The organism is Lentzea rhizosphaerae, from assembly GCF_042649515.1.
Taxonomy (GTDB): domain Bacteria; phylum Actinomycetota; class Actinomycetes; order Mycobacteriales; family Pseudonocardiaceae; genus Lentzea; species Lentzea aerocolonigenes.
On record NZ_JBHRZI010000003.1, the window covers coordinates 103,045 to 124,951 of the forward strand.

Sequence of the window (21,907 nt, forward strand, 5' to 3'; positions counted from 1 at the left end):
TCCGCACTTCCGCCAGGAGCCCCCGGCACCTACAGTGTGCCAATCCGCTTGGGGAGGCGGATTCGAAGCGCTGGGGGAAATTCAGTGGTCGCAGGGGACGTCGTTGGCGCGCGCCGGGAATCGGTCGCGTTGCCGCTGCCGGTGTTGCTGGTGGTCGCCGGGTTCGCCGCCGCCGTCGTCGCGCAGGGCGGGTACTACCTGCCCGGCAGGGTGATGTCCGGTCTGCTGGTCGGTGTGGCCGTCGTCCTCGCCCGCCCTCGGCCGAATCTCGTTGGGGCACTTGGTGGAGCGTTCGCGCTGTGGGCTGCCGTGCGCGGGCTGCTCGAGGGTGACGTGCTGTCCGCGTTGCCGGCCGTGGCCGCCGCGGGTGTGTTCGTGGGTGCTGTTCTCGTTGCGGCACAGGCTGGTCAGGAACAACGCGAGCTGCTGGCCACTGTGGTCGTCGGTGTCGGTGCGCTGGTCGCGTTCACCGGATGGGTCGCCGTGGTGTTCCGCGTGCCGTCCTGGACGACGGTCGCGGAAGGACTGTTGCGCGCCGCGTCCACTTTGACCTACCCGAACGCCGCCGCCGCGGTGATGGCGGCGGCCGCGGTGCTGTCACTGGTCGTGCGGCCTACGTTGCTGACCGTGGCGATGACCTTCCTGCTGTGCACCGGGATCGGCGCCACGATGAGCCGCGCGGGCTGGATCGCGCTGGCCGCCGGGCTGGTGGTGCTGTGCGTGTTCCGGGGCTTCAAGACGACCGTTGCCGCCGCCGCACCTCCGTTGCTGGGTGCCGCGGTCGCGGTCGCGGCGCTGCTGCCGACGATGCGGCTGGCCGACGAGCCGCAGCGGTTGGTCGCGGTCGCCGGACTGGTCGCCGGTGCACTGGTGGCACTGGGTCTGCGCAGGCTGGGACGGTTCGTGGTGCCGGTCGCGGTGTTGCTGGCGGCCGGTGGTGCGGCCGCGGCCGTCGGGTTCGCGGACCGGCTGTCCACACGGGTCTCGTTCAGCTCACCGGACCGCAGCCAGGCCGCGCAGGCAGCGCTGGAGCTGGTCGTGAAGTCACCCGTGCTGGGCGTCGGGCCAGGAAATGGATCTTTTTTCTTCGAGCGGGGCAACGAAGGCACCCGCGTCATGCGTTACGTGCACAACGAGTACCTCCAGGTGCTCGTAGAACTGGGGGCGGTGGGCCTGCTGCTGGCGCTGGGGGTCGTCGCAGCGGTGCTCATCGCACTGTGGCGCGGGCGCGGCACACCGTTGTGGGCAGGGGCGGTGGCCGCGGTCGTCGTCGTCTTGGTGCACAGCGGTTTCGACTTCCTGTGGCACCTGCCCGTCGTGCTGATCGTCGCCGGTCTCTGCGCCGGCCTGGGATTTCCGTCCACGAGGGACGGAGAAGTTGAGGGGACTACAGCATGAAGAAGTACTCCGGGGGCAAGACGCTGGCCGTGGCCGCCGTTGTGGGCGGGGCCGTTCTCGCCTCCGTCGCGCCGGTCATGGCCGAGGTGAGCGCGCAGTCGCCTTCCTTGTCGGCGGTCAGAGTGGACGCGCCGGGCAAGCTCAAGGCGTGGGGCGCTGCGGTCGAGGTGCCGGTCACCTACGCGTGCCCGCCGGGCTCGTCGCAGCCCTACGTGTACGTGAACCTCAGCCAGAACGTGCTGGGCCGCATCGCTTCCGGCAGCGGTTCGAAGCAGGTCACGTGCACGGGCGGGTTCGAGACCACCAAGGTCACCGTCACCGCGCAGAACCTGGCGTTCTGGCCCGTGGACGCGTTCGCGCAGGCCAACCTCAACGCGTACCCGAACACCGCGTCCCACGAGGCCGTGATCAGGCTCTCGTACTGATCAGGACGTCGGCCGCGGCGAAGTCCGCGCCCAGCCGCTCAGCGATGTCGCGCTGAGCGGCTGGGCTCCGCACGTCGTCGGAGTCGCCGCACACCACCGACGACCGCAGCGTGGGGCCCCACCCGTGCCGAGCAGTGCCGCGGACCGGGGGACATTCACCGCGGTCCTGCTCAGTTGGTCCTTCCGCAACGGCATCACCTGCCCCTACAGTGTTCTCAGTCCGCCTGGGGGGCGGACGTCTGAGCTTGGGGGAGCTCCAGTGGTCGTGGGGGACGTCGTTGGCGCGCGCCGGAATTCGGTCGCGTTGCCGCTACCGGGTTTGCTGGTGGTCGCGGGATTCGCGGTCGCCGTCGTGGCGCAGGGCGGGTACTACCTGCCTGGCCGCGTGACGTCCGGCCTGCTGGTCGGCATCGCCGTCGTCCTCGCACGTCCCCGGATGAACTTCCTCGCGGTACTCGGCGGAGCGTTCGCGCTGTGGGCCGTGATGCGTGGGCTGTTCGACGGTGACGTGACGGCGGCGCTGCCGGCCGTGGCCGCGGCGGGCGTCCTCATCGGCACCGTTCTCGTCGCGGCACAGGCTGATCAGGGACAACGCGAGCTGTTCGCCACGATCATCACCGGAGCCGCGGCCCTGGTCGGGCTCACCGGGTGGGCGGCCGTGGTGTTCCGGATACCGTCCTGGACGACGGTCGCCGAAGGGCTGTCGCGGGCCGCGTCGACGTTGACCTACCCGAACGCCGCCGCTGCGGTGATGGCGGCCGCGGCGGTGTTGTCGCTGGTCCTGAAGCCTTCGCTGGTCAACTCGGTGGTGACTTTCCTGCTGTGCACCGGGATCGGCGCGACGATGAGCCGCGCCGGGGTGATCGCGCTGGCAGCGGGGTTGCTGGTGCTGTGCGTGTGCCAGGGCTTCCGGAAGACCGCCGAGACCGCCACGCCGCCGTTGCTCGGGGCCGTGGTCGCGGTGAGCGCGCTGTTGCCGTCGATCCGGGTGGCCGATGAGCCGCAGCCGGTGCTCGCGGTCGCGGGACTGGTCGCGGGTGCGCTGGTGGCACTCGGTCTGCCCAGGCTGGGACGGTGTGCGGTGCCGCTCGCGGTGCTGCTCGCCGCCGGTGGCGCGATGGCGGCGTTCGGGTTCGCGGACAGGCTGGCCACGCGGGTCTCGTTCAGCTCACCGGATCGCAGCGGGGCCACCGGAGCCGCGCTGGACATGGTCGCGCGAGCGCCGTTGTTCGGCACCGGACCGGGACACGCGTCCTTCTTCTTCGACGCGGGCGACCGGGGCGTGCTCGTCATGCGTTACGTGCACAACGAGTACCTCCAGGTGCTCGTGGAGCTGGGGGCCGTCGGGCTGTTGCTGGTGCTGGGGGTCGTTGCCGCCGTGCTGGTCGCCATGTGGCGAGGGCGCGGAACCCCGTTGTGGGGCGGGGCGATGGCGGCTGTCGTCGTCGTGCTGGTGCACAGCGGCTTCGACTTCCTGTGGCACCTGCCCGTCGTGCTCGTCGTCGTCGGCCTCTGCGCCGGTCTGGGGTTTCCGTCCACACGGGACGGAATGTCTGAGGGGACAGCAGGATGAAGAAGTTTTCTGGGGGCAAGACGCTCGCGGTCGCCGCGGCAATGGGTGGCGCGGTCCTCGCGTCCGTCATGCCGGTCATGGCGGACGTGAGCTCCGACTCGCCCGCGGCGGGGACGGTCAAGACCGAGTCGCCCGCCAAGATCAAGGCGTGGGGTGCGGCGGTCGAGATCACGGTGACCTACAACTGCCCGACGAACTCCGGCCTGACGTCCAGCCTGAGCGTGGACATCAACCAGGCGGTGCTCGGCGGTCTCGCCAAGGGCTTCGCCAACAAGACCGTGCCGTGCACGAACAAGACCGAGACCACCACGATCACCGCCACCGCACAGGACAAGGCGTTCATCTGGGGCAAGGCGTACGTGAGGACCGGCCTCTACACGAACCCGTACTCCGCCCACGACGAGCGCGAGATCACCTTCCAGCCGTGATGCGGGTGATCACGAGCTGAGCCAGGCTCGCCACGTCGGCAGCAGCGTGGCCATGAGCTCGTGAGGTGCCTCGGTGTTCGGCGAGTGCATCACACCGGGCAGCACGGCGAAGTCCGCGTCCAGCCGCTCAGCCATGTCGCGCTGAGCGGCTGGGCTCCACGCGTCGTCGGCGTCACCGCACACCACCAGGCACGGGATGCCGGACGACCGCAGCGTGCGGGCCAGTTTCGCGACCTGGTCCGGTTCGTAGCGCAGGCCGTTGCCCATGCCGAGCAGCGCCGAGGCCGGCGACTTCAGGAACCTGGTGCGGTAGAAGTCCTTCAGCTCCTGCGGAAGCGCCACCCACGCCGGGTTCTGCGACGACCGCAGCTCGTTCAGCCTGTGCGTGCCCTCGACGCCCTGCTCGGCCAGCACGTGCTCGCCGACCTCCAGCACCGTGCGACGCTCGCCCGCGGGCAGTTCGGACGGACCCGACGACATCAGCGTGAGACCGGCGATCGGGGCACCGGCGAACACCGCGGCCCGCGCCACCAGGCCACCGTAGGAGTGGCCGAGCAGCAGGACCTTCCGGCCGTCCGCCGCGATCTTCTCGATCAGCTCGGCGATCACCGACCCGAGCGGACCCGGCCGGTAGAGCGCCTCGTCGTCAGGGCCCTGCGAGTCCTGCTGGCCCGGCAGGTCGATCGCGAGCACCTCGAAACCCGCGTCCGCGATCGAGTCGATCATCGGCGCGAAGTCCTCTTTGGAACCCGTGTAGCCCGGCACCAGCAGCGCTGTCGTGCGCAACGCGTCGTCGCCCACGGCGGGCGCACGCAGCGCCGCGATGGTGCCGTAACGGCCGGGCAGGTCGACACGTTGCGCCCGGTGCGGGCTGAGCTGCGAGTACACGAGGGAACTATCCCAGCGCGACCAGGGTTTCGCCACGCTGCTCCAGCACCACACGACCGGCTGTGGCGAGTTGCACAGGGCCGGTGTAGCCCTCGCGGTTCAGCCGGATCGTGCCGACGAGCTCACCGGTGGTCTGCTCGTACACCCGAAGGCCGTCCTTCACCGGGATGAGCGCACGGCCCGCGAGGGTCGTGCCGGCACCCAGCGTGCCCTCGGCCGTCCACTGTGGAGTGAGCGTGTCGAGCGCCAGAGCGATCGTCTTCGAACCGGAGAACCAGAAGACGTTCGTCTTGGTCGAGAACGAGCGCGCCACGTGGTTCGGCGGCTCGACGAAGTCCGCCGCGGGCACGTCGACCGGCGTCTCGGTGACCAGCGCGCCGCTCTCGGCGTCGTACACGGCGATCCGGCTCGGGTTCGGCAGCGCGACCGCGACGAGCTTGTCCGTCACGGCCACGACCTGCGCGTCCTTGCCGCCGGTGACGACGCTCGTGAACACCTTCGGCTCGTCGGACTTGTCCGGGTTCGGCTTGAGCACCGAGATCCGGTCGGAGCTGTCGTCCGGGCAGCGCTCGATCAGCGCGAACTTGCCGGACGACACCGCGACCGAGCCGTACGTGCACCCGGCCCGCGGCTGCTTGCCGGGGTTCACGATCGCGCGCAGGCTGCCGTACTCCAGCGACTTCACCAGGTCGTCGCGCCGGTAGACCTCGAGGTACTTCGACCCGGTCGCGATGAGGTGCGAGCCCTCGTTGAGCAGCGCCGTGCCCGGTTCCGCGTCGCCGTTGCGCTGCGCCCGCCGCTCGCCGGTGACGCCGTCGAGCGAGGTGAGCTCCGAGCAGTTCGTGCCCTTCGAGTACAGGGCCATGGCGCGGCCCCAGCCCGTGCTCACCACGCACAGCGGCAGATCGCGCTTGTACGTCCACCGGACGTCACCCGTCAGCGGGTCTCGCCCGTTGACCTCGCCGCCGTCGCCGGTCACCACCGTCGACGGCTTCTCCTCGCCCGTGTCCTTCGACGGGGTCAGCACGACCACGGGGGACTGGGTGGCGCCGCTCTTCGCGCGCCACACCTCGGCGAGCGACGGAGGCAGCGCGGTCACCTCGGGCAGCGGGTCCCACGACGACGGCCCGGTGACCGACGTCGTGGCACGAGCATCGCTGAACGCCCAGGTCAGCACGGACGCGACGATCGACACCACGGCGATCAGCGCGACCGCGATGAAGTCGGCGCGGGTGCGCCACGACCTGGCTGGCGGACGTTCGACGACGGGCGCGGCCTCGGACGCAGTCTCGTGCGCTGGCTCGTCGAGGACGTCCTCGATCTCGGTGACGTCGGAACCGGGGGACGACATGACGATCAGTCTGCCGAAGGTGCGGCCTGTTCGGCAGAGGTTCGGCGACGCCGACGCCTGCGAGGCTTGTCAGACGGGGTCTTGTCCGACGCCTCGGCAGCGCCCGAGTCGGCCTGCTCACCCTCGACCGGCACACCGGCGCGGCTGCGCGTGCGCGAGCGGGAGCGCTTCGGCCTGGTCTCCTCGTTCGCCTCCGGAGCCGCCTCGGCGCCGCGAGCGGAGCCCGTGCGACGACGGCGCTTGCGCTTGCCGGTGTCGAGGTTCTCCTCCTCCTCGGCGTCCAGGCCGGCGCGGGTGCGGTGGCTCATCGGCAACCGGCCCGTGGAACCGGACGGGATGCCCAGGTCCGCGAACAGGTGGTCGGAGGTGGAATACGTCTCCACCGGCAGCGGCTGGCCGAGGCCGAGCAGGTCGTTGACCGTCTGCCAGCGGTTCGTCTCGTCCCAGTCGACGAACGTGACGGCGACACCCGTGCGCCCGGCACGGCCCGTGCGGCCGATGCGGTGGACGTAGGTCTTCTCGTCCTCGGGGCACTGGTAGTTGATGACGTGCGTGACGTCGTCGATGTCGATGCCGCGCGCGGCGACGTCGGTGGCCACCAGCACGTCGACCTTGCCGGCGCGGAACGCCCGCAGCGCCTTCTCACGAGCGCCCTGGCCCAGGTCACCGTGCACGGCGGCCGCGGCGAACCCGCGTTCGGTCAGGTCGTCGGCGACCTTCTGCGCGGTCCGCTTGGTGCGGGCGAAGACCATCGTCAGACCCCGGTCGCGGGCCTGCAGCACGCGGGCCAGCATCTCCGGCTTGTCCATCGAGTGCGCCCGGTAGACGAACTGCGAGGTGTTCTCGTGCGTCTGACCTGCGTCGTTCTCCTCGGCGCGGATGTGCGTCGGCTGCGTGAGGAACGTGCGGGCGAGCGTGATGATCGGGCCGGGCATGGTCGCGCTGAACAGCATCGTCTGCCGCTCGTCGGGAACCATGGTCAGGATGCGCTCGATGTCCGGCAGGAAGCCCAGGTCGAGCATCTCGTCGGCCTCGTCGAGCACCAGCATCCGGACCTTGCCGAGCACCAGGTGACGCTGCTCGGCGAGGTCGAGCAGGCGGCCGGGCGTGCCGATGACGACGTCGACGCCCTTGCGGAGCTGCGCGATCTGCCGCTCGTAGGGGATGCCGCCGTAGATCGCGGCGACCTTCACCCCGAGGTGCTTCGACGCGTCGGTGAGGTCGTGCGCGACCTGGAGACACAGCTCACGGGTGGGAACGACCACAAGGGCCTGCGGGGTGCCGTCGCCGGGCGTGTCGATGCGGTGCAGCAGCGGCACGCCGAACCCGAGGGTCTTGCCGGTGCCGGTGCGCGCCTGGCCGATGACGTCGTCGCCGGCGAGGGCGATGGGGAGCGTCAGCTCCTGGATGGCGAACGTGCGGACGATGCCGGCCTCGCCGAGTGCCCTGACGATTTCGTCACGCACTCCCAGCTCGGCGAACGTGGGGGATTCGGACTGCACCGGGGCGTCTGCCAGCAGCGGGTGCGACGTGTCCTCTTCGGGAACTCCGGCCTCGCTGTGCTCCAGGAGGACCGGGTCCAGATGTGCTTCTACTTCAGCGGTCAGGGTGATCAGCCTCTCTCGTACCAAGCGCGTACGAGCCCTGGCCGGGCCTCTCGACCGCGCTCGATGAGCAGCTGCGGGAAAGGTGTACGCGCACCATTTCGTGCGCCTCGCGGCGGTTCGTCACACTCGTCACGCCGGGCGTCCGGACCCATTCTACCTGGACAGACCCAATTGACCACCCGTGTGCGGCGATTCCGGCCCCCGTCGACTGCTCGCGGCGCTCAGAAGGACGCCTCGCGGCACCGCCGGCGGCACCGCGATTCATCCGGCTGGCCGCGTCGATCGGTCGGTGAGTCTCGGCCTCGCCGCACTAGAGTTCGGTCTCATGGGTGTTGCGGAGGGTGTTGTCGATCTTCTCGGAGCGCTCGCGTATGGCGAGCTCTCGGCCTTCGACAGGATGACGGAGGACTCGCGCACGGCGCCGACGCTGGCCGGGCGCGCCGCGCTGGCGCAGATGGCCGCCGCGGAGATCGGCCACTTCACGCTGTTGCAGAAGTACCTCGCCGCCGAGGGCCTCAAGGTCGAGGACGCGATGGCGCCGTTCGTGAAGGGTTTCGACGCGTTCCACGAGTCGACGAGCCCCAAGTCGTGGCTCGAGTCGCTCGTGAAGGCGTACGTGGGCGACGGCCTGGCCGCCGACTTCTACCGCGAGGTGGCGGAGTGGCTGGACGAGCCGACGCGCGAGCTGGTGCTCGCCGTGCTCGCCGACACGGGCCACTCGGCGTTCGCTGAGCGCGAAGTCCTGGCCGCCGTCGAGTCGGATCCGCGGGTGCGCGACCGGCTCGCGCTGTGGGGCCGCCGGCTGCTCGGCGAGGCGTTGACGCAGGCCCAGTACGTGGTGGCGGAGCGGGACGGGCTCTCGGAACTCATCGTGCGGGGCTCGGGAGACCTCGCCGGGATCGGTCAGCTGTTCCGCCGGCTCCAGCAGTCGCACGCGCGGCGCATGACGCAGCTGGGTCTGGGCTAGGTAGGCTCGCTTCTAGATTTTCTCTTTGAGCACGGAGGTCAGCGTGGAGGTCAGGATCGGCGTCGCGGACAGCCCGCGGGAACTCGTCGTGACCAGTGAGCTCAACCCGTCGGACGTTGAGGCTCTGGTGGCGGACGCGGTGTCCGGCAAGTCCAGCGTGCTGTCGCTGGTGGACGCCAAGGGTGCTCGGTTCGTCGTGCCCGCTGGCCGCGTCGCGTACGTGGAGATCGGCCCGCAGGACTCGCGCAAGGTCGGTTTCGGCGCCTGAGGTCGTTTTTTGCACGATGAACGGCGCTTTTGTCCACCTCAGGTGGACAAAAGCGCCGTTCATCGTTTGTTAGGCGGGTTCCTGGATCTTGTAGGGCGGGGTTGAGATGCCGCCTACGCGGTAGCGGCCCCACGGGTCGGGGTCGGTGAGCGTGCCCTCGGCCTGGCCGGTGGGGGTGCGCAGCAGGGCGGTGCGGGCGCCGGCTTCCACGCGGGTGGTGACCTCGTCGTTGGCCTTGATGCGGCCGTACCAGTGGTAACGGCCGTCGATCGGCTGGAAGTAGCCCCGCAGCTCGACCTCGACGGGCACTTCGTCGGTGCCGAAGGCCAGGGTGGCTGAACCCGAGTAGCCGTCTTCGTCGTGCTCGCTCATCTAGTCCACCAATCGGAGTGGGGTGAGTGGCTTCGCCGGGTCCGCCTGGACGCCTGCCGAGCGCAGCAGTCCGTCGATCGCGTGCCAGATGATCGTGGCGAGGTAGTCGCTGAGGTTCTCGCGCGACATGGTCTGGCGGTCGAGCCACCAGTCGCCCGCGTTCTGCACCATGCCGACGAGCGCGTGCGCCCACGGCTCGGCGCCGCCCGAGTCCATGTCGAACGCCCGCAGGTAGTCGCCGAGGATGCGGGCGAGGGTGTTCGCGATGAGGTTCTTGTCCTCCTGCACCACGTCCTTCTCGACCGGCCGGTCCACAAAGGACCCCTTCACCACGAACCGGTAGAGGTTCGGGTTGTCCTCGACGACGGACAGGTAGGCGTCGACGATCCTGCGGATGCGGTCCTTGATCGGGCCGTCGGCGGCGAGCGCCGGGCTCATCCGTTCCATCAGCAGCTCGGTGGCCCTCTGGCCCACGGCCAGGTACAGGTCCGACTTGTCGGTGAAGTGCCGGTACAGCACGGGTTTGCTGACGCCGGCCTCCGCGGCCACGTCCTCCATGCCGACGTCGGGGCCCTTCTTGGCGACGGCGGCGATCGTGGCCTCCACGAACTCCGCCCTGCGCTGCTCGCGATGCCCCTTCCAGCGTTCGCGTCGCGCGTCCGGCCCCTTGACAGTGCGTGCCATGTGACGCACGCTACCAGAAGTAACCGTTACCTCAAGTAACACTTACCGGGGAGGGCAACCGATGAGGGTCGCCGATCGGGAGAAGACAGCGGAGAGGCTGCTCAAGTCGTCCGCCGAGAAGTTCTACGACCCCGAGGTGGACATCGACTGGTCCGCACCTCTGGTGGACGGGCTCTTCTACATCCCTGAACAGCGCATTTCGCTCTACGGCACGCCTCTCTACGACTCGTTGACGCACGAGCAGCGCATCGAGCTGTCCAAGCACGAGCTGGCCTCGATCGCGTCGGTCGGGCTGTGGTTCGAGCTGCTGCTCATGCAGATGCTGGTCAAGGTCGTCTACAACACGGACCCGACCTCGCGGCACGCCCAGTACGCGCTGACCGAGGTCGCCGACGAGTGCCGGCACTCGACGATGTTCGCGCGGCTCGTGGAGCGGATCGGGTGCCCGCCGTACGGGCCGGTTCGGTCGACCCACCGGTTGGGGAAGCTGCTGCCGACGATCGGGTACGGGCCCGCGATGTACGGCTCGATCCTGGTCGCTGAGGAGATCCTCGACCGGTTGCAGCGCGAGGCGATGAACGACGACACGATCCAGCCGATCGTGCGGATGGTGAACCGGATCCACGTGCTGGAGGAGGCTCGGCACGTGCGGTTCGCGCGTGAGGAGCTGGTGCGGGGGATGGCAGACCTTCGTGGTTTCGAGCTGCCGTATCAGAAGTGGCTGATCGGGTACGTGTCGATGATGATCACTCGGACGATCATCAATCCGGCGGTGTACGCGGCTGTGGGGCTTGATGTTCGGGAGGCTCGGCGGCAGGCGTTGGCCAATCCGCGGTTTCAGGAGACCATTCGCTGGTCTGGGGAACGGATCATGTCGTTCCTCGAGGAGGCTGGACTTGTCGGGAAGCCGGGGATGCGGTCGTGGCGTCGTTCGTTCTTGATCGGCTGAACGTTGTCGAGTCGGGGGATTCGTCGTCTGGTGTGACCGCGGTTCTGTTGCACGGGTGGACGATGGATCTGACGACCTGGGACCGGGTGGCTTCGGCGTTGCCCGGGCGGGTGGTTCGGTACGACGTGCGTGGGCACGGGAGGTCTGCTGGGGGTACCGGGACCATTTCCGAGCTGGCTGACGACTTGGCGGCGGTGCTGGAGGAGCGCGTCCCTACCGGGCGGATCGTGCTGGCCGGGCATTCCCTGGGTGGCATGACGATCATGGCGCTCGCCGAGCAGCGGCCTGAGTTGTTCTCGCGGGTTTCTGGGGTGGCGTTGATTGCCACTTCGTGTGGGGACCTGCCTGGGCAGAGTGGGGTGGAGCGGCTTGCTGGGCGGTGGTTGGGGAGGCGGGCGAAGGTCGGGTTCGGGCGGGTGATTGCGCCCGGGTTGCGGGTGACGTTCGGGCGTCGGGCTCGGTGGCGCGATGTTCGAGCGGCTGCGGCGATGGCTGGGAACACGTGTGGTTCGGCGTTTGTGGGGATTCGGGAGGAGTTGACGCTGCATCAGCGGCGGGAGGCGTTGGCGGTTTTGGCCGACGTTCCTACCGTTGTGATGGCTGGGTCTTGGGACGTTTTGACGCCTATGAAGCATGCTCGGGTGTTGGCGGAGGCGTTGCCTTCTGCGGAGTTCGTTATTTATCCGAAGGCTGGGCACATGTTGCCGTTGGAGCGGGCTGAGGATGTTGCTCGGCGGGTGGCTTCGTTGATGTGAGGGCCGCCTGTCGGCGGGGCGTGGTTGCGTCGCCGTGTTTGGTGCCGGTTTAAGGATTGGGGGCTCTGCCCTTACCCCGCCAATCTGATCAAAGACCGGCCAGCGCCATGCGCGGGTTGATGGCACGCCTGTTGCGTTGGGCGGCTTGCGGTTGCGTGGGTGGTGCGGTTCGGGCGGTGTGACGGGACCACACCGCCGGAACCTTCGCTTCAAGCCAAGACGGCCCTGCTTCGCCTTCGCGTCGGCTCGCCTTCGGCCTCGCCTTGAGGGGCGGGGCGGGCGTGGTCAGTGCTGCAGTGGGAAGCCGCCGCCGATGCCTCGCCATGCGAGGTTCGAGATCAGGGCTACTGCGTCTTCCTTCGGCACTCGGCGGTTGTCTGCCAGCCATGAGCGCGCGGTCACCTGGGAGAGGCCTACCAGGCCCACTGCGAGCAGGCGGGCGCGTTCCTCGTCCAGGCCCGCGTCCGCGGTGATGGTTTCGGTGATCGCGTCCACGGAGTCCGTGGTGGCGCGCTCGACGGCCTGCTGGACGGCCGGTTCGGAGCGCAGGTCGGATTCGAAGACCATGCGGAAGGCTTGGCCCTCGCCGTCCACGAAGTCGTAGAAGGCGGCTACTGCGGCGCGGACTCGGAGTTTGTTGTCCGTTGTCGAGCCGATCGCCGTGCGAACTCGGCCCACGAGCTCGTCCACATGGGACTCGAGGAGGGCCATGTAGAGCTCTAGTTTGCCGGGGAAGTGTTGGTAGAGCACCGGTTTGGACACGCCTGCTCGTTCGGCGATCTCGTCCATCGCTGCGGCGTGGTAGCCGTTCGTGACGAACACGTCCTGCGCCGCTGCCAGCAGTTGCGCGCGGCGGGCGGTGCGCGGCAGTCGAACGCCCCTTCCTGCGGGTGCGCTCTGCGCCGTCTCCGTCATGGTGCCTCCAGCACGAGTGTTCCGGCCGTCGGAGAGGGGTTGCCAGACCGCGGCGTGAGCGCAACCTTACTCGCTGGTAGCCCACATCCGGGAACCATCTGGTCGTTCTTTCCCGCATCCTGGTCTGGTGAGCACGCTGAACCCCGCCCCGCTGTCCACGGTCGCGCTCCCACCGCTGGACAAGTCGCAGACGCCGTGGCCTGGTGAATTCTGCCGGATTGACGATCATGAGGTGCACGTCCGGGTCACGCCAGGGGACGGGCCGCCTGCTGTGTTCGTGCACGGGCTTGGTGGGTCGGCTACCAACTGGACGGATCTGTCTGCACAGCTCAGGGAGCACGTGAGCGGGTACTCGATCGACCTGCCAGGGTTCGGGCGGTCGGAGCCGATTGCGGGTTACGACTTCAGCTTGGCCACGCATGCGCGGACGGTCGTCAAGTACCTCGAGACGCTCGGGGAGCCTGTCCACCTGTTCGGGAACTCGATGGGTGGGGCGATCTCCGTCATCGCGGCCGCAACCAGGCCTGATCTGGTTCGGACGCTCACGTTGGTGAGCCCGGCGGTGCCCGATCTGAGGCCTCGGCTGGACCGGATGTCGGATCCTCGGATGGCGCTTGCCGTGTTGCCGGTCATCGGGTCGAAGGTGCGGCGGGAGCTCGCCAAGCTGACTGCGCACGAGCGGACCAAACAGATGCTGGAGCTGTGCTTTGCCGATCCGAGCGTGGTGCCTGATCACCGGATCGAGGAGTCGATCAAGGAGAACGAGGAACGCGCGCGGCAGAGGTGGGCCGGGCACGCGCTCAACCGCAGCACCTTTGGGCTCATGCAGAGTTGGCTGACGCCTGGGCCCAAGTCGTTGTGGAGGCTGTTGCCGCTGGTCAAGGCGCCCACGCTGGTGGTGTGGGGGGAGAACGACAGGCTCGTCAGCGTTCGGAAGGGGCCACGGACGGTGCGGTTGCTCCCGAAGGGGCGACTGCTTGTACTTCCTCGGACCGGGCACGTCGCCCAGATGGAGCGGCCCGCGACCGTTGCGCGGGCCGTGCTGGGCATGTGGGAGGCGGTCGATCGACACACATGGTGATGAACGACGGCCATACGGGGGATGTGGGACCCTGGGCAACGTGAATCGCGCCCCCGAGCGAGGACGTCCTGTTCCGCCTGCTGACCGCTACCGTCGCGGCGAGCGCCGGACCAGCGCCGAGCCGCTCGCGGCCGCCTGGGAGCCGGAAGGCACCGCGCAGCTCAGACGCCCCCGCAGGCGCGGTGGTGTGAAGAAGCTCGTCTCCAACTACGGGTGGCGGATCTACGCGATCCCGGTGCTGCTCGTGCTGACCGCCCTCGTGGTCCTCGACACGGTGCAGCCGAAGACGCCCGCGCTGGGAGGCGCAGGCACGACGGTGGTCGAGACGCCGGGCAGCACGCCCGAGGCGCCGCCGTCCGAGGTGCAGGGGCAGAAGCCCAAGCTCGACGTTCCCACCGCCGAGCTGCCGGCCGGACCGGCGTTCTCCGAGAACGGTGTCGGCACCTGGCGGGCGATCGCGGGCGGCGGGAACAGGGTGGGCGAGGGGAACGCGCGGACGTTCCGCAAGTACGCCATCGCCATCGAGGACGGCGTGCAGCCCGGTGACTACAACAACGACGACGTGGCGTTCGCGCGGACCGTCGAGGGGATCCTGTCCGACCCGCGCAGCTGGATCGGCACCAAGCAGGTCGCGCTGCAGCGGGTCGAGGCGAACCAGAACCCGGACTTCACCGTCAGCCTGACCACGACGAAGACGACGCACACGATCTGCGGCCGGGAGATCCCGTTCGAGACGTCGTGCTACGACAAGCCGACCAAGAGGGTCGTAATCAACGTCGCCCGCTGGGTGCGCGGGGCCATGGCGTACGGGTCCGACATCACCGGCTACCGGACCTACGTGATCAACCACGAGGTCGGCCACGCGCTGGGCAACAACCACGCCGCGTGCCCGGACAACGACGCGCCGGCGCCGGTGATGATGCAGCAGACGTTCGGTGTGGCGAACGACTTCGTGTCGAAGCTCAACGCCGGTCAGGACGTCGTGCCCGCCGACGGCAAGATCTGCAAGACCAACCCGTTTCCCGCTGGCTGAGACGGCTTTCCAAGAAGGAAGAGTCGAGGCAGGGTAGACGTTGTCTCGGATACAGAGGCATGCAGTCGTCGAGGAGGAGCAAATGGCGCTTCCGCCGCTCGTTGAGCCAGCCGCGGAGCTGACCAAGGAAGAAGTCGCGCGGTACAGCCGTCACCTGATCATCCCGGACGTCGGGGTGGACGGGCAGAAGCGGTTGAAGAACGCGAAGGTGCTCGTCGTCGGCGCGGGCGGCCTGGGCAGCCCGGCACTGCTGTACCTGGCCGCGGCCGGGGTCGGCACGCTCGGCGTCGTCGACTTCGACGTCGTGGACGAGTCGAACCTGCAGCGTCAGGTCATCCACGGCCAGTCCGACGTCGGCCGCCCCAAGGCGGAGTCCGCGCGGGACTCGGTCGCCGAGATCAATCCGTTCGTCAAGGTCGTGCTGCACCAGACGCACCTCAACTCCGAGAACGCGCTGGACATCTTCCGCGACTACGACCTGATCCTCGACGGCACCGACAACTTCGCCACGCGGTACCTGGTGAACGACGCCGCGGTGCTGCTGGGCAAGCCGTACGTCTGGGGCTCGATCTTCCGGTTCGAGGGCCAGGTCAGCGTCTTCTGGGAGGACGCCCCGAACGGCCAGGGCCTCAACTACCGCGACCTCTACCCGGAGCCGCCGCCTCCCGGCATGGTCCCCTCCTGCGCCGAGGGCGGCGTGCTGGGCGTGCTGTGCGCGTCGATCGGCTCGATCATGGTCACCGAGGCGATCAAGCTGCTCACGGGCATCGGCGACCCGCTGCTGGGCCGCCTGATGGTCTACGACGCGCTGGAGATGTCGTACCGGACCATCAAGATCCGCAAGGACCCGGAGTCGCCGAAGATCACCGAGCTGATCGACTACGACGCGTTCTGCGGTGTCGTCTCCACGGACGCGCAGCAGGCCGCCGCGGGCAACACGATCACGCCGCTCGAGCTCAAGCACAAGCAGGAGTCCGGTGAGGACTTCCTGCTGGTGGACGTTCGCGAGCCGCACGAGTACGAGATCGTGAAGATCCCGGGCTCGGTGCTGATCCCGAAGGACAAGATCCTTTCGGGTGAGGCGTTCTCGGAGCTGCCGCAGGACAAGCCGCTGGTGCTGCACTGCAAGTCCGGCGCGCGTTCGGCGGAGGCCCTCGCGGCGCTGCACAAGGCCGGGTTCTCCGACGCCGTGCACGTCGGTGGCGGCGTGCTGGCCTGGGCTCGCGAAGTCGACCCGTCGCTCCCGACCTACTGATTGATGAACGGCGCTTTTGTCCACCTGAGGTGAACAAATGCGCCGTTCATCGCTAACGCAATGGGCTGTTCGGGTGGTGGAGTGAAAAAGCCGCGTGTCGGCGTCCACCACCCGGACGGCCCAGCCAGGTAGCGTGCGCGATCGTGACCCGGTCCCCCGAACCGCCCCCAGCGCACGTGCGTGCGGCGTTCGGGGCACGTGACGCCGAGCCAGAGCTCATCGACGGTGGCCCTGCGTGGCGGTGTGGTGATGCCACGATCCGGCCCGCACCCAAGCCCGCCGAGGCCACCTGGATCGCCAAGACCCTCGACGGCCTGGACGTGCCGAACCTGCGCGTCGGCAGACCGTTGAGATCCACCGACGGCCGGTACGTCGTCGGCGGCTGGTCGGCCACCAAGTTCCTCGCCGGTCGTGCCGAGGCCCGCCACGACGAGGTCATCGCCGTCGCCCAGCGCCTGCACCAGGCCACGGCCGAGCTGCCCAAACCCCGTTTCCTGGATGCCCGCACGGACGTGTTCGCCGTCGCCGACCGCCTGGCGTGGGGCGAGGAGACCGTGCCGCTCGACGCGGACCTCGGCGGCAGGCTGTTCGACCTGCTCAAGGAAGTGCAGAAGCCGCTCACCCTCTCCTCCCAGGTCGTGCACGGCGACCTCTTCGGCAACGTGCTGTTCGCGGGCAACGCCCCACCGGCCGTCATCGACTTCACGGCGTACTGGCGTCCTGCCGAGTGGGCGGCCGCCGTGGTCGCCGTGGACGCCGTCGCGTGGGGTGGCGCGGACCCCGGCCTGTTCAAGCGCTGGAGCCACCTGAGCGAGTGGACGCAGGTGCTCGTCCGTGCGATCTTGTTCCGCCTCGCGGTACACGCTCTTCACCCGTTGTCAACATCACAGTCCTTTGCGGGCTTGGAACGAGCTGCTCACCAGGTGACCGCACTGCTGTGAGCTGACAACGTTCCACGTTCGAAACATTGCGGAGCATCGGGTTAACGCGGGCTTCTTAGCGTCAGCGGGGTGACCCATTGCCCCTACTGCGCGCTGCAGTGCTCCATGAGCGTCATCGACGGCCAGGTGGCCCCTGGTCCCGGTGGGCTGTGCCAGAAGGGCTGGACGGCGGGGGAACTGCTGCGTCATCCAGGCCGGCTGACGACGCCTCTTCTGCACGGTGAGCCTGTTTCCTGGGACGAGGCACTCGACTTCGTCGCCGCGCGCATCCGTTCGTACGAGCCCGACGAGGTCGCCGTGTTCGGCGGCGGAGGGCTGACCAACGAGAAGGCGTACCTGCTGGGGAAGTTCGCCAGGGTGGCCCTCAAGACCTCCCAGATCGACTACAACGGCCGGTTCTGCATGTCCTCGGCCGCCGCGGCGGGCAACAAGGCGTTCGGGCTGGACCGCGGCCTGCCGTTCCCGCTGACCGATCTCAGGTCCGCCGACACGGTGCTGCTGGCGGGCTCGAACCCGGCCGAGACGATGCCGCCGTTCCTGCGCCACCTGGAGGGCGCACGACTGATCGTCATCGACCCGCGCCGCACGCCCACCGCCGAGCGCGCGACGCTGCACCTGCAGCCCGCGCCGGGCACGGACCTGGCGCTGGCGCTGGGACTGCTGCACACCGCCGTCATCGAAGGCGTGATCGACAAGGAGTACATCTCCTCGCGCACCAGCGGTTTCGACGACGCGTGGCGCATTGCCGCGCAGTGGTGGCCCGAGCACACCGAACGCGTCACGGGTGTCTCCGCGGCCGATCAACGCGCCGCGGTGCACATGCTGGCGGGACGGTCTTACATCCTGACCGGCCGCGGCACCGAGCAGCACGCGTCCGGCACCGACAACGTCTCCGCGTGGATCAACCTGGCGCTGGCGCTGGGCCTGCCCGGCCGCGCCGGCTCCGGGTACGGCTGCCTGACGGGCCAGGGCAACGGCCAGGGCGGGCGCGAGCACGGGCAGAAGGCCGACCAGCTGCCCGGTTACCGCAAGCTCGACGATCCCGTGGCACGGCAGCACATCATGAAGATCTGGGGCGTCGACTGGCTGCCCGGCGTGGGACGCAGTGCGTACGAACTGCTGAACGCCGACGACATCAAGGCGATGCTCGTGTTCGGCAGCAACCCGGTGGTGTCGGCGCCGCGCGCGTCGGGCATCGCGGACCGGCTGAAGGCGCTGGACCTGTTGGTGGTGGCGGACTTCGTGATGTCCGAGACCGCCGCGATGGCCGACGTCGTGTTCCCGGTCACGCAGTGGGCCGAGGAAGACGGCACGATGACGAACCTCGAAGGCCGGATCATCAGGCGCCGCAAGGCACTCGACCCTCCGGCAGGGGTGCGCAGCGACCTGCACCTCATCCACGGCCTCGCCGCGCGCCTCGGCTGCGCGGAGAAGTTCCTGACCGAGCCGAAGGAAGTCTTCGAGGAGCTGCGCAGGGCGTCCGCCGGCGGCCCGTCCGACTACTCGGGCGTCACCTACGAGCGGCTCGATTCCGAGCAGCTGCACTGGCCGGTGCCGTCCGTCGACCACCCCGGCACGCCGAGGCTCTTCCTCGACCGGTTCGCGCATCCCGACGGCCTCGCGAAGTTCATCCCGGTCGACCACCGCGGTCCGGCAGAGCCGCCGGACGAGGAGTTCCCGTTGCAGGCCACCACCGGGCGGGTCCTGCAGCACTACCAGTCGGGTGCCCAGACGCGACGGATCGGCGAGCTGATGAAGGCGGTTCCCGAGATGTACGTGGAAGTGCACCCCGACACGGCGTCGCGGGCCGGGCTCGAACCCAACGGGCTCGCGCACGTCGTGTCCAGGAGGGGCCGGGTGACGGCGACCGTGCGGTGCGTGCCGAGCATGCGCGTCGACGCGGTGTTCCTGCCGTTCCACTTCCCCGGTGAGGGGCGGGCGAACCTGCTCACCAACCCCGCGCTCGATCCGACGAGCCGGATGCCCGAGTTCAAGGTCTGCGCGGTGCGATTGGAGCGGGCAACATGAGGCGAGTCGTGATCGTCGGTTACGGCATGGCCGGTGCGCGTCTGGCGGACGAGCTGCGGCGCCGTGACCAGGACATCTCCATCACCATCATCGGGGCAGAGCCGCACGCCGCGTACAACCGCGTGCTGCTGTCGACGGTCGTCGCCGGGACCATGACGCCGGAGTCGACCCGCCTGCACGACGACAAGTGGGCCGCGGACCACAACGTCGACCTCCGCCTCGGCTACGAGGTCGTGGAGATCGACCGGGCGTCACGCACCGTAACCATCGAGTGCACGCGGGGAGCTTTCGTGCTCTCTGAGCGCACGCGGGGGCCCCGCGTGCCCCAGGAGGAAACGGGGGACTCCCGCGTTACCGTTCCGTACGACGCGCTGGTGCTCGCTACTGGGAGTACGCCGTGGGTGCCGCCGGCTGAGGGGCTGGTCGAGGACGGGCAGCTGGCGGCGGGCGTGGTGGCGTTTCGGACGCTCGACGACTGCTCCGAGATCGAGGCCAAGGCTCACAAGGGCGCACCCGTGGTCGTGCTCGGCGGCGGCCTGCTCGGCATCGAGGCGGCGCGTGGCCTGGCCGGACGGGGTTGCCTGGTCACGGTCGTCCACCCCGTCGGTCACCTCATGGAACGCCAGCTCGACCCCGGTGCCGGCGGCGTCCTCGCCCGCACGCTGGGCCAGCTCGGCATCGAGTTCCGCCTGAACTCCTTCGCCTCCAAGTACCTCCCCGGTGACGGCCTGGTCCTCGACGACGGCACGCACGTTCCCGCCGAGCTCGTCGTGGTGTCCGCGGGTGTGCGTGCCGAGACGTCGCTGGCCGTCAAGGCGGGCCTGGAAGTCGACCGCGGCATCGTCGTGGACGACCAGCTGCGCACCAGCGACCCGCGCGTTCACGCGATCGGTGACTGCGCTCAGCACCCCGGCACGGTCTCCGGGCTCGTGCAGCCCGCGTGGGACCAGGCCGCCGTGCTCGCGGACCGGCTGACCGGCGCGAACCCCGCGTCCCGCTACCGAGGCACGTCCGTCGTCACGCGGTTGAAGGCGCGGGACGTGGACCTGGCGGCGCTGGGGGACGTGCACACCGATGTGGACTGCCCGGACTCGGAAGTCCTGTGCTTCCAGGAACCTTCGCGCGGCCGCTACGCCAAGCTCGTGCTGCGCGACGACCGGGTGACGGGCGCGATCGTGCTCGGCGCACCGGATGCGGCCGCGACGATCACGCAGCTCTACGACCGGGGCATTCCCGCGCCGACCGACCGTTTGGCGTTGTTGTTGGGTCGTGCGCTTCCTGCGGAGGCGGCGTCACCGGCGGACTTGCCGTCCAGCGCGGTGATCTGCCGGTGCAACACCGTCTCCAAGGGACAGATCGTCTCGGCCTGGCGTTCGGGTGCGGAGTCGTTGCCGCAGCTCGCGGAAGCGACACGGGCGACCACGGGCTGTGGTGGGTGCAAGGACGCTGTGTGCGGGTTGCTCGACTGGCTCGGAGCCTCACAACCCGCCTCGGCGTGATGTGCGGCGGAGTTGCCTCCGCCGTCATCGGCCAGAACGCCTCGGTAATGCGAGGTTCTTAGCTTTTCCGGCAGTCGCCGAACCGCTGTGGAGGACATACATGAGCCGCTGGATCGAGCACTGGGAGCCGGAGAAGCCCGAGTTCTGGGAGAGCAAGGGCAAGCGGATCGCCCGCAAGAACCTCGTGTTCTCCATTCTCGCGGAGAACCTCGGCTTCAGCGTCTGGGTGCTGATGAGCATCGTCGTCGTGAGCCTGGGCTCCGTCGGCTTCAACTTCAGCGTGGGCCAGCAGTTCTGGCTGCTGATCGTCCCGAACCTGGTCGGCGCCGTGCTGCGGGTGCCCTACACGTTCGCGGTGCCGAAGTTCGGCGGGCGGCTGTGGACCACGATCAGCGCCGGCCTGCTGCTGATCCCGACCGCGATGCTCACTTACGCGGTGACGACGCCGGGCACCCCGTACTGGTTCTTCCTGCTCACCTCGGCTGCGATGGGCCTCGGCGGTGGCAACTTCTCGTCGTCGATGGCCAACATCTCGTTCTTCTACCCGGAGGGCAAGAAGGGCCTGGCGCTCGGCCTGAACGCGGCCGGCGGCAACCTCGGCGTCGCGATCACGCAGCTCATCGTGCCGATCGTGATCACCATCGGCACCGGCATCCACCTCGCGTACGCCGCGCTGATCTGGATGCCCTTCATCCTGATCGCCACCGCCTGTGCGTGGTTCTTCATGGACAGTCTCACGCAGGCCAAGCCGGACGGGCAGTCGTACAAGCTGGCCATGTCCAACAAGCACACCTGGGTGATGTCGTTCCTGTACATCGGCACGTTCGGATCGTTCATCGGGTACTCGTTCGCGTTCCCGTCGCTGATCAAGATCAGCTTCGTGGACTACAAGAGCTGGGTGGCGCTGGCCTTCCTCGGTGCGCTGATCGGCTCGATCGCCCGTCCGGCCGGCGGGTGGCTCGCGGACCGGATCGGCGGCGCGAAGGTGACGCTCTGGACGTTCGTCGGGCTCGGACTGGGCACGATCGGCGTCATGACCAGCGTGGACATGAAGAGCTTCCCGCTGTTCTTCACCTCGTTCATCGCGCTGTTCATCCTGGCGGGCGTGGGCAACGGCTCGACCTACCGGATGATCCCGGCGATCTTCAAGACGCAGTCGGACGACGACAAGTCGGCCAAGCGGCAGGCCGCCGCGGTGGTCGGCATCGCGGGTGCGATCGGCGCGGCCGGTGGCGTGCTGGTGAACCTCGTCTTCAAGTTCTCGCTGGAGGGCAGCAAGACGCTCACGCCGGCGCTGACCGCGATCCTCGTCTTCTACGGTCTGTGCCTGGTCACGACGTGGTGGTTCTACCTGCGGCGCACCGTGTTCGCGGAGCGTCCTTCGCTCGCCTACGCGGGCGTGTGACGCACATCGCCTGAGCTGCGGCGAGAGTTTCCTTTAACACCCGCGAAATATTGCGGACCTTGGGATGACACGCCGCCCGGTGAGC

General features: G+C 68.9%; 21 protein-coding genes. 15 read left to right on the forward strand and 6 right to left on the reverse strand.

Annotation, left to right across the window (positions count from 1 at the left end; translation table 11 throughout):
- Positions 1 to 84 precede the first annotated feature (84 nt).
- The 4 genes from ACFOWZ_RS00980 (at position 85) to ACFOWZ_RS00995 (ending at position 3,824) form a co-directional block, all read left to right on the forward strand.
- Positions 85 to 1,398, forward strand: a complete 1,314-nt coding sequence (locus ACFOWZ_RS00980; protein WP_382367208.1) for an O-antigen ligase family protein — start codon at positions 85 to 87, stop codon at positions 1,396 to 1,398.
- The gene (locus ACFOWZ_RS00985) at positions 1,395 to 1,823 is read left to right on the forward strand and encodes a hypothetical protein (RefSeq protein WP_382367210.1); all 429 of its coding nucleotides are present in this window, start codon (positions 1,395 to 1,397) and stop codon (positions 1,821 to 1,823) included. Before ACFOWZ_RS00980 ends, ACFOWZ_RS00985 begins: the two co-directional genes overlap by 4 nt.
- Positions 1,824 to 2,088: 265 nt before the next feature.
- On the forward strand, positions 2,089 to 3,396 hold the full coding sequence (locus ACFOWZ_RS00990; RefSeq protein WP_382367212.1) for an O-antigen ligase family protein: 1,308 nt from the start codon (positions 2,089 to 2,091) through the stop codon (positions 3,394 to 3,396).
- Positions 3,393 to 3,824, forward strand: a complete 432-nt coding sequence (locus tag ACFOWZ_RS00995) for a hypothetical protein (protein WP_382367214.1) — start codon at positions 3,393 to 3,395, stop codon at positions 3,822 to 3,824. The genes ACFOWZ_RS00990 and ACFOWZ_RS00995 overlap by 4 nt, the downstream gene beginning before the upstream one ends.
- A gap of 9 nt (positions 3,825 to 3,833) precedes the next feature.
- Here ACFOWZ_RS00995 and ACFOWZ_RS01000 read toward each other — a convergent pair whose 3' ends face one another.
- Genes ACFOWZ_RS01000 through ACFOWZ_RS01010 form a run of 3 tightly spaced genes read right to left on the reverse strand, consistent with a single transcriptional unit; the run spans position 3,834 to position 7,694 of the window.
- Positions 3,834 to 4,712: an alpha/beta fold hydrolase gene (locus tag ACFOWZ_RS01000; RefSeq protein ID WP_382367216.1), complete on the reverse strand. Its 879-nt coding sequence runs from the start codon at positions 4,710 to 4,712 to the stop codon at positions 3,834 to 3,836.
- A 7-nt stretch (positions 4,713 to 4,719) separates the two neighbouring features.
- The gene (locus ACFOWZ_RS01005) at positions 4,720 to 6,063 is read right to left on the reverse strand and encodes an Rv3212 family protein (RefSeq protein ID WP_382367218.1); all 1,344 of its coding nucleotides are present in this window, start codon (positions 6,061 to 6,063) and stop codon (positions 4,720 to 4,722) included.
- 5 nt (positions 6,064 to 6,068) lie between these two features.
- A complete protein-coding gene (locus ACFOWZ_RS01010) occupies positions 6,069 to 7,694 on the reverse strand; it encodes a DEAD/DEAH box helicase (RefSeq protein WP_382367220.1) in 1,626 nt (541 codons plus the stop codon).
- Between the two features lie 301 nt (positions 7,695 to 7,995).
- On the opposite strand from ACFOWZ_RS01010, the gene ACFOWZ_RS01015 reads away from it, so the two are divergent.
- Together ACFOWZ_RS01015 and ACFOWZ_RS01020 are read left to right on the forward strand one after the other, a co-directional pair.
- The gene (locus tag ACFOWZ_RS01015) at positions 7,996 to 8,637 is read left to right on the forward strand and encodes a ferritin-like fold-containing protein (RefSeq protein WP_382367222.1); all 642 of its coding nucleotides are present in this window, start codon (positions 7,996 to 7,998) and stop codon (positions 8,635 to 8,637) included.
- A 43-nt stretch (positions 8,638 to 8,680) separates the two neighbouring features.
- Complete coding sequence (locus ACFOWZ_RS01020; RefSeq protein WP_030474076.1) at positions 8,681 to 8,905, forward strand: DUF3107 domain-containing protein; 225 nt, start codon at positions 8,681 to 8,683, stop codon at positions 8,903 to 8,905.
- 69 nt (positions 8,906 to 8,974) lie between these two features.
- Here the strand turns inward: ACFOWZ_RS01020 and ACFOWZ_RS01025 are convergent, their stop codons facing one another.
- Together ACFOWZ_RS01025 and ACFOWZ_RS01030 are read right to left on the reverse strand one after the other, a co-directional pair.
- The gene (locus ACFOWZ_RS01025; protein ID WP_382367224.1) at positions 8,975 to 9,277 is read right to left on the reverse strand and encodes a DUF4873 domain-containing protein; all 303 of its coding nucleotides are present in this window, start codon (positions 9,275 to 9,277) and stop codon (positions 8,975 to 8,977) included.
- Positions 9,278 to 9,961: a TetR/AcrR family transcriptional regulator gene (locus tag ACFOWZ_RS01030; RefSeq protein WP_382367226.1), complete on the reverse strand. Its 684-nt coding sequence runs from the start codon at positions 9,959 to 9,961 to the stop codon at positions 9,278 to 9,280.
- A 61-nt stretch (positions 9,962 to 10,022) separates the two neighbouring features.
- Here ACFOWZ_RS01030 and ACFOWZ_RS01035 point away from each other — a divergent pair, with 61 nt between their 5' ends.
- Both ACFOWZ_RS01035 and ACFOWZ_RS01040 read left to right on the forward strand, forming a co-directional pair.
- Complete coding sequence (locus tag ACFOWZ_RS01035; RefSeq protein WP_382367228.1) at positions 10,023 to 10,910, forward strand: AurF N-oxygenase family protein; 888 nt, start codon at positions 10,023 to 10,025, stop codon at positions 10,908 to 10,910.
- Positions 10,883 to 11,665 carry an alpha/beta fold hydrolase gene (locus ACFOWZ_RS01040; protein WP_382367230.1) on the forward strand — a complete coding sequence of 261 codons (783 nt, stop codon included), beginning with the start codon at positions 10,883 to 10,885 and terminating at the stop codon, positions 11,663 to 11,665. The genes ACFOWZ_RS01035 and ACFOWZ_RS01040 overlap by 28 nt, the downstream gene beginning before the upstream one ends.
- 285 nt (positions 11,666 to 11,950) lie before the next feature.
- Here the strand turns inward: ACFOWZ_RS01040 and ACFOWZ_RS01045 are convergent, their stop codons facing one another.
- On the reverse strand, positions 11,951 to 12,580 hold the full coding sequence (locus ACFOWZ_RS01045; RefSeq protein WP_030472736.1) for a TetR/AcrR family transcriptional regulator: 630 nt from the start codon (positions 12,578 to 12,580) through the stop codon (positions 11,951 to 11,953).
- A gap of 127 nt (positions 12,581 to 12,707) precedes the next feature.
- On the opposite strand from ACFOWZ_RS01045, the gene ACFOWZ_RS01050 reads away from it, so the two are divergent.
- From ACFOWZ_RS01050 to ACFOWZ_RS01080, 7 genes are all read left to right on the forward strand, one after another.
- Positions 12,708 to 13,661 (forward strand): alpha/beta fold hydrolase, encoded by a 954-nt coding sequence (locus tag ACFOWZ_RS01050; protein ID WP_382367232.1) that lies wholly within the window; start codon positions 12,708 to 12,710, stop codon positions 13,659 to 13,661.
- Between the two features lie 40 nt (positions 13,662 to 13,701).
- Positions 13,702 to 14,694 carry a DUF3152 domain-containing protein gene (locus ACFOWZ_RS01055; RefSeq protein ID WP_382367234.1) on the forward strand — a complete coding sequence of 331 codons (993 nt, stop codon included), beginning with the start codon at positions 13,702 to 13,704 and terminating at the stop codon, positions 14,692 to 14,694.
- Between the two features lie 82 nt (positions 14,695 to 14,776).
- Positions 14,777 to 15,949 carry an adenylyltransferase/sulfurtransferase MoeZ gene (gene moeZ / locus ACFOWZ_RS01060; protein WP_382367236.1) on the forward strand — a complete coding sequence of 391 codons (1,173 nt, stop codon included), beginning with the start codon at positions 14,777 to 14,779 and terminating at the stop codon, positions 15,947 to 15,949.
- Between the two features lie 143 nt (positions 15,950 to 16,092).
- A complete protein-coding gene (locus ACFOWZ_RS01065; protein ID WP_382367238.1) occupies positions 16,093 to 16,890 on the forward strand; it encodes a TIGR02569 family protein in 798 nt (265 codons plus the stop codon).
- Between the two features lie 105 nt (positions 16,891 to 16,995).
- Positions 16,996 to 18,918, forward strand: a complete 1,923-nt coding sequence (locus ACFOWZ_RS01070; RefSeq protein WP_382367240.1) for a molybdopterin oxidoreductase family protein — start codon at positions 16,996 to 16,998, stop codon at positions 18,916 to 18,918.
- The gene (locus ACFOWZ_RS01075) at positions 18,915 to 20,417 is read left to right on the forward strand and encodes an FAD-dependent oxidoreductase (RefSeq protein WP_382367242.1); all 1,503 of its coding nucleotides are present in this window, start codon (positions 18,915 to 18,917) and stop codon (positions 20,415 to 20,417) included. Before ACFOWZ_RS01070 ends, ACFOWZ_RS01075 begins: the two co-directional genes overlap by 4 nt.
- 100 nt (positions 20,418 to 20,517) lie before the next feature.
- Positions 20,518 to 21,822: an MFS transporter gene (locus ACFOWZ_RS01080; protein ID WP_382367244.1), complete on the forward strand. Its 1,305-nt coding sequence runs from the start codon at positions 20,518 to 20,520 to the stop codon at positions 21,820 to 21,822.
- Positions 21,823 to 21,907 lie beyond the last annotated feature (85 nt).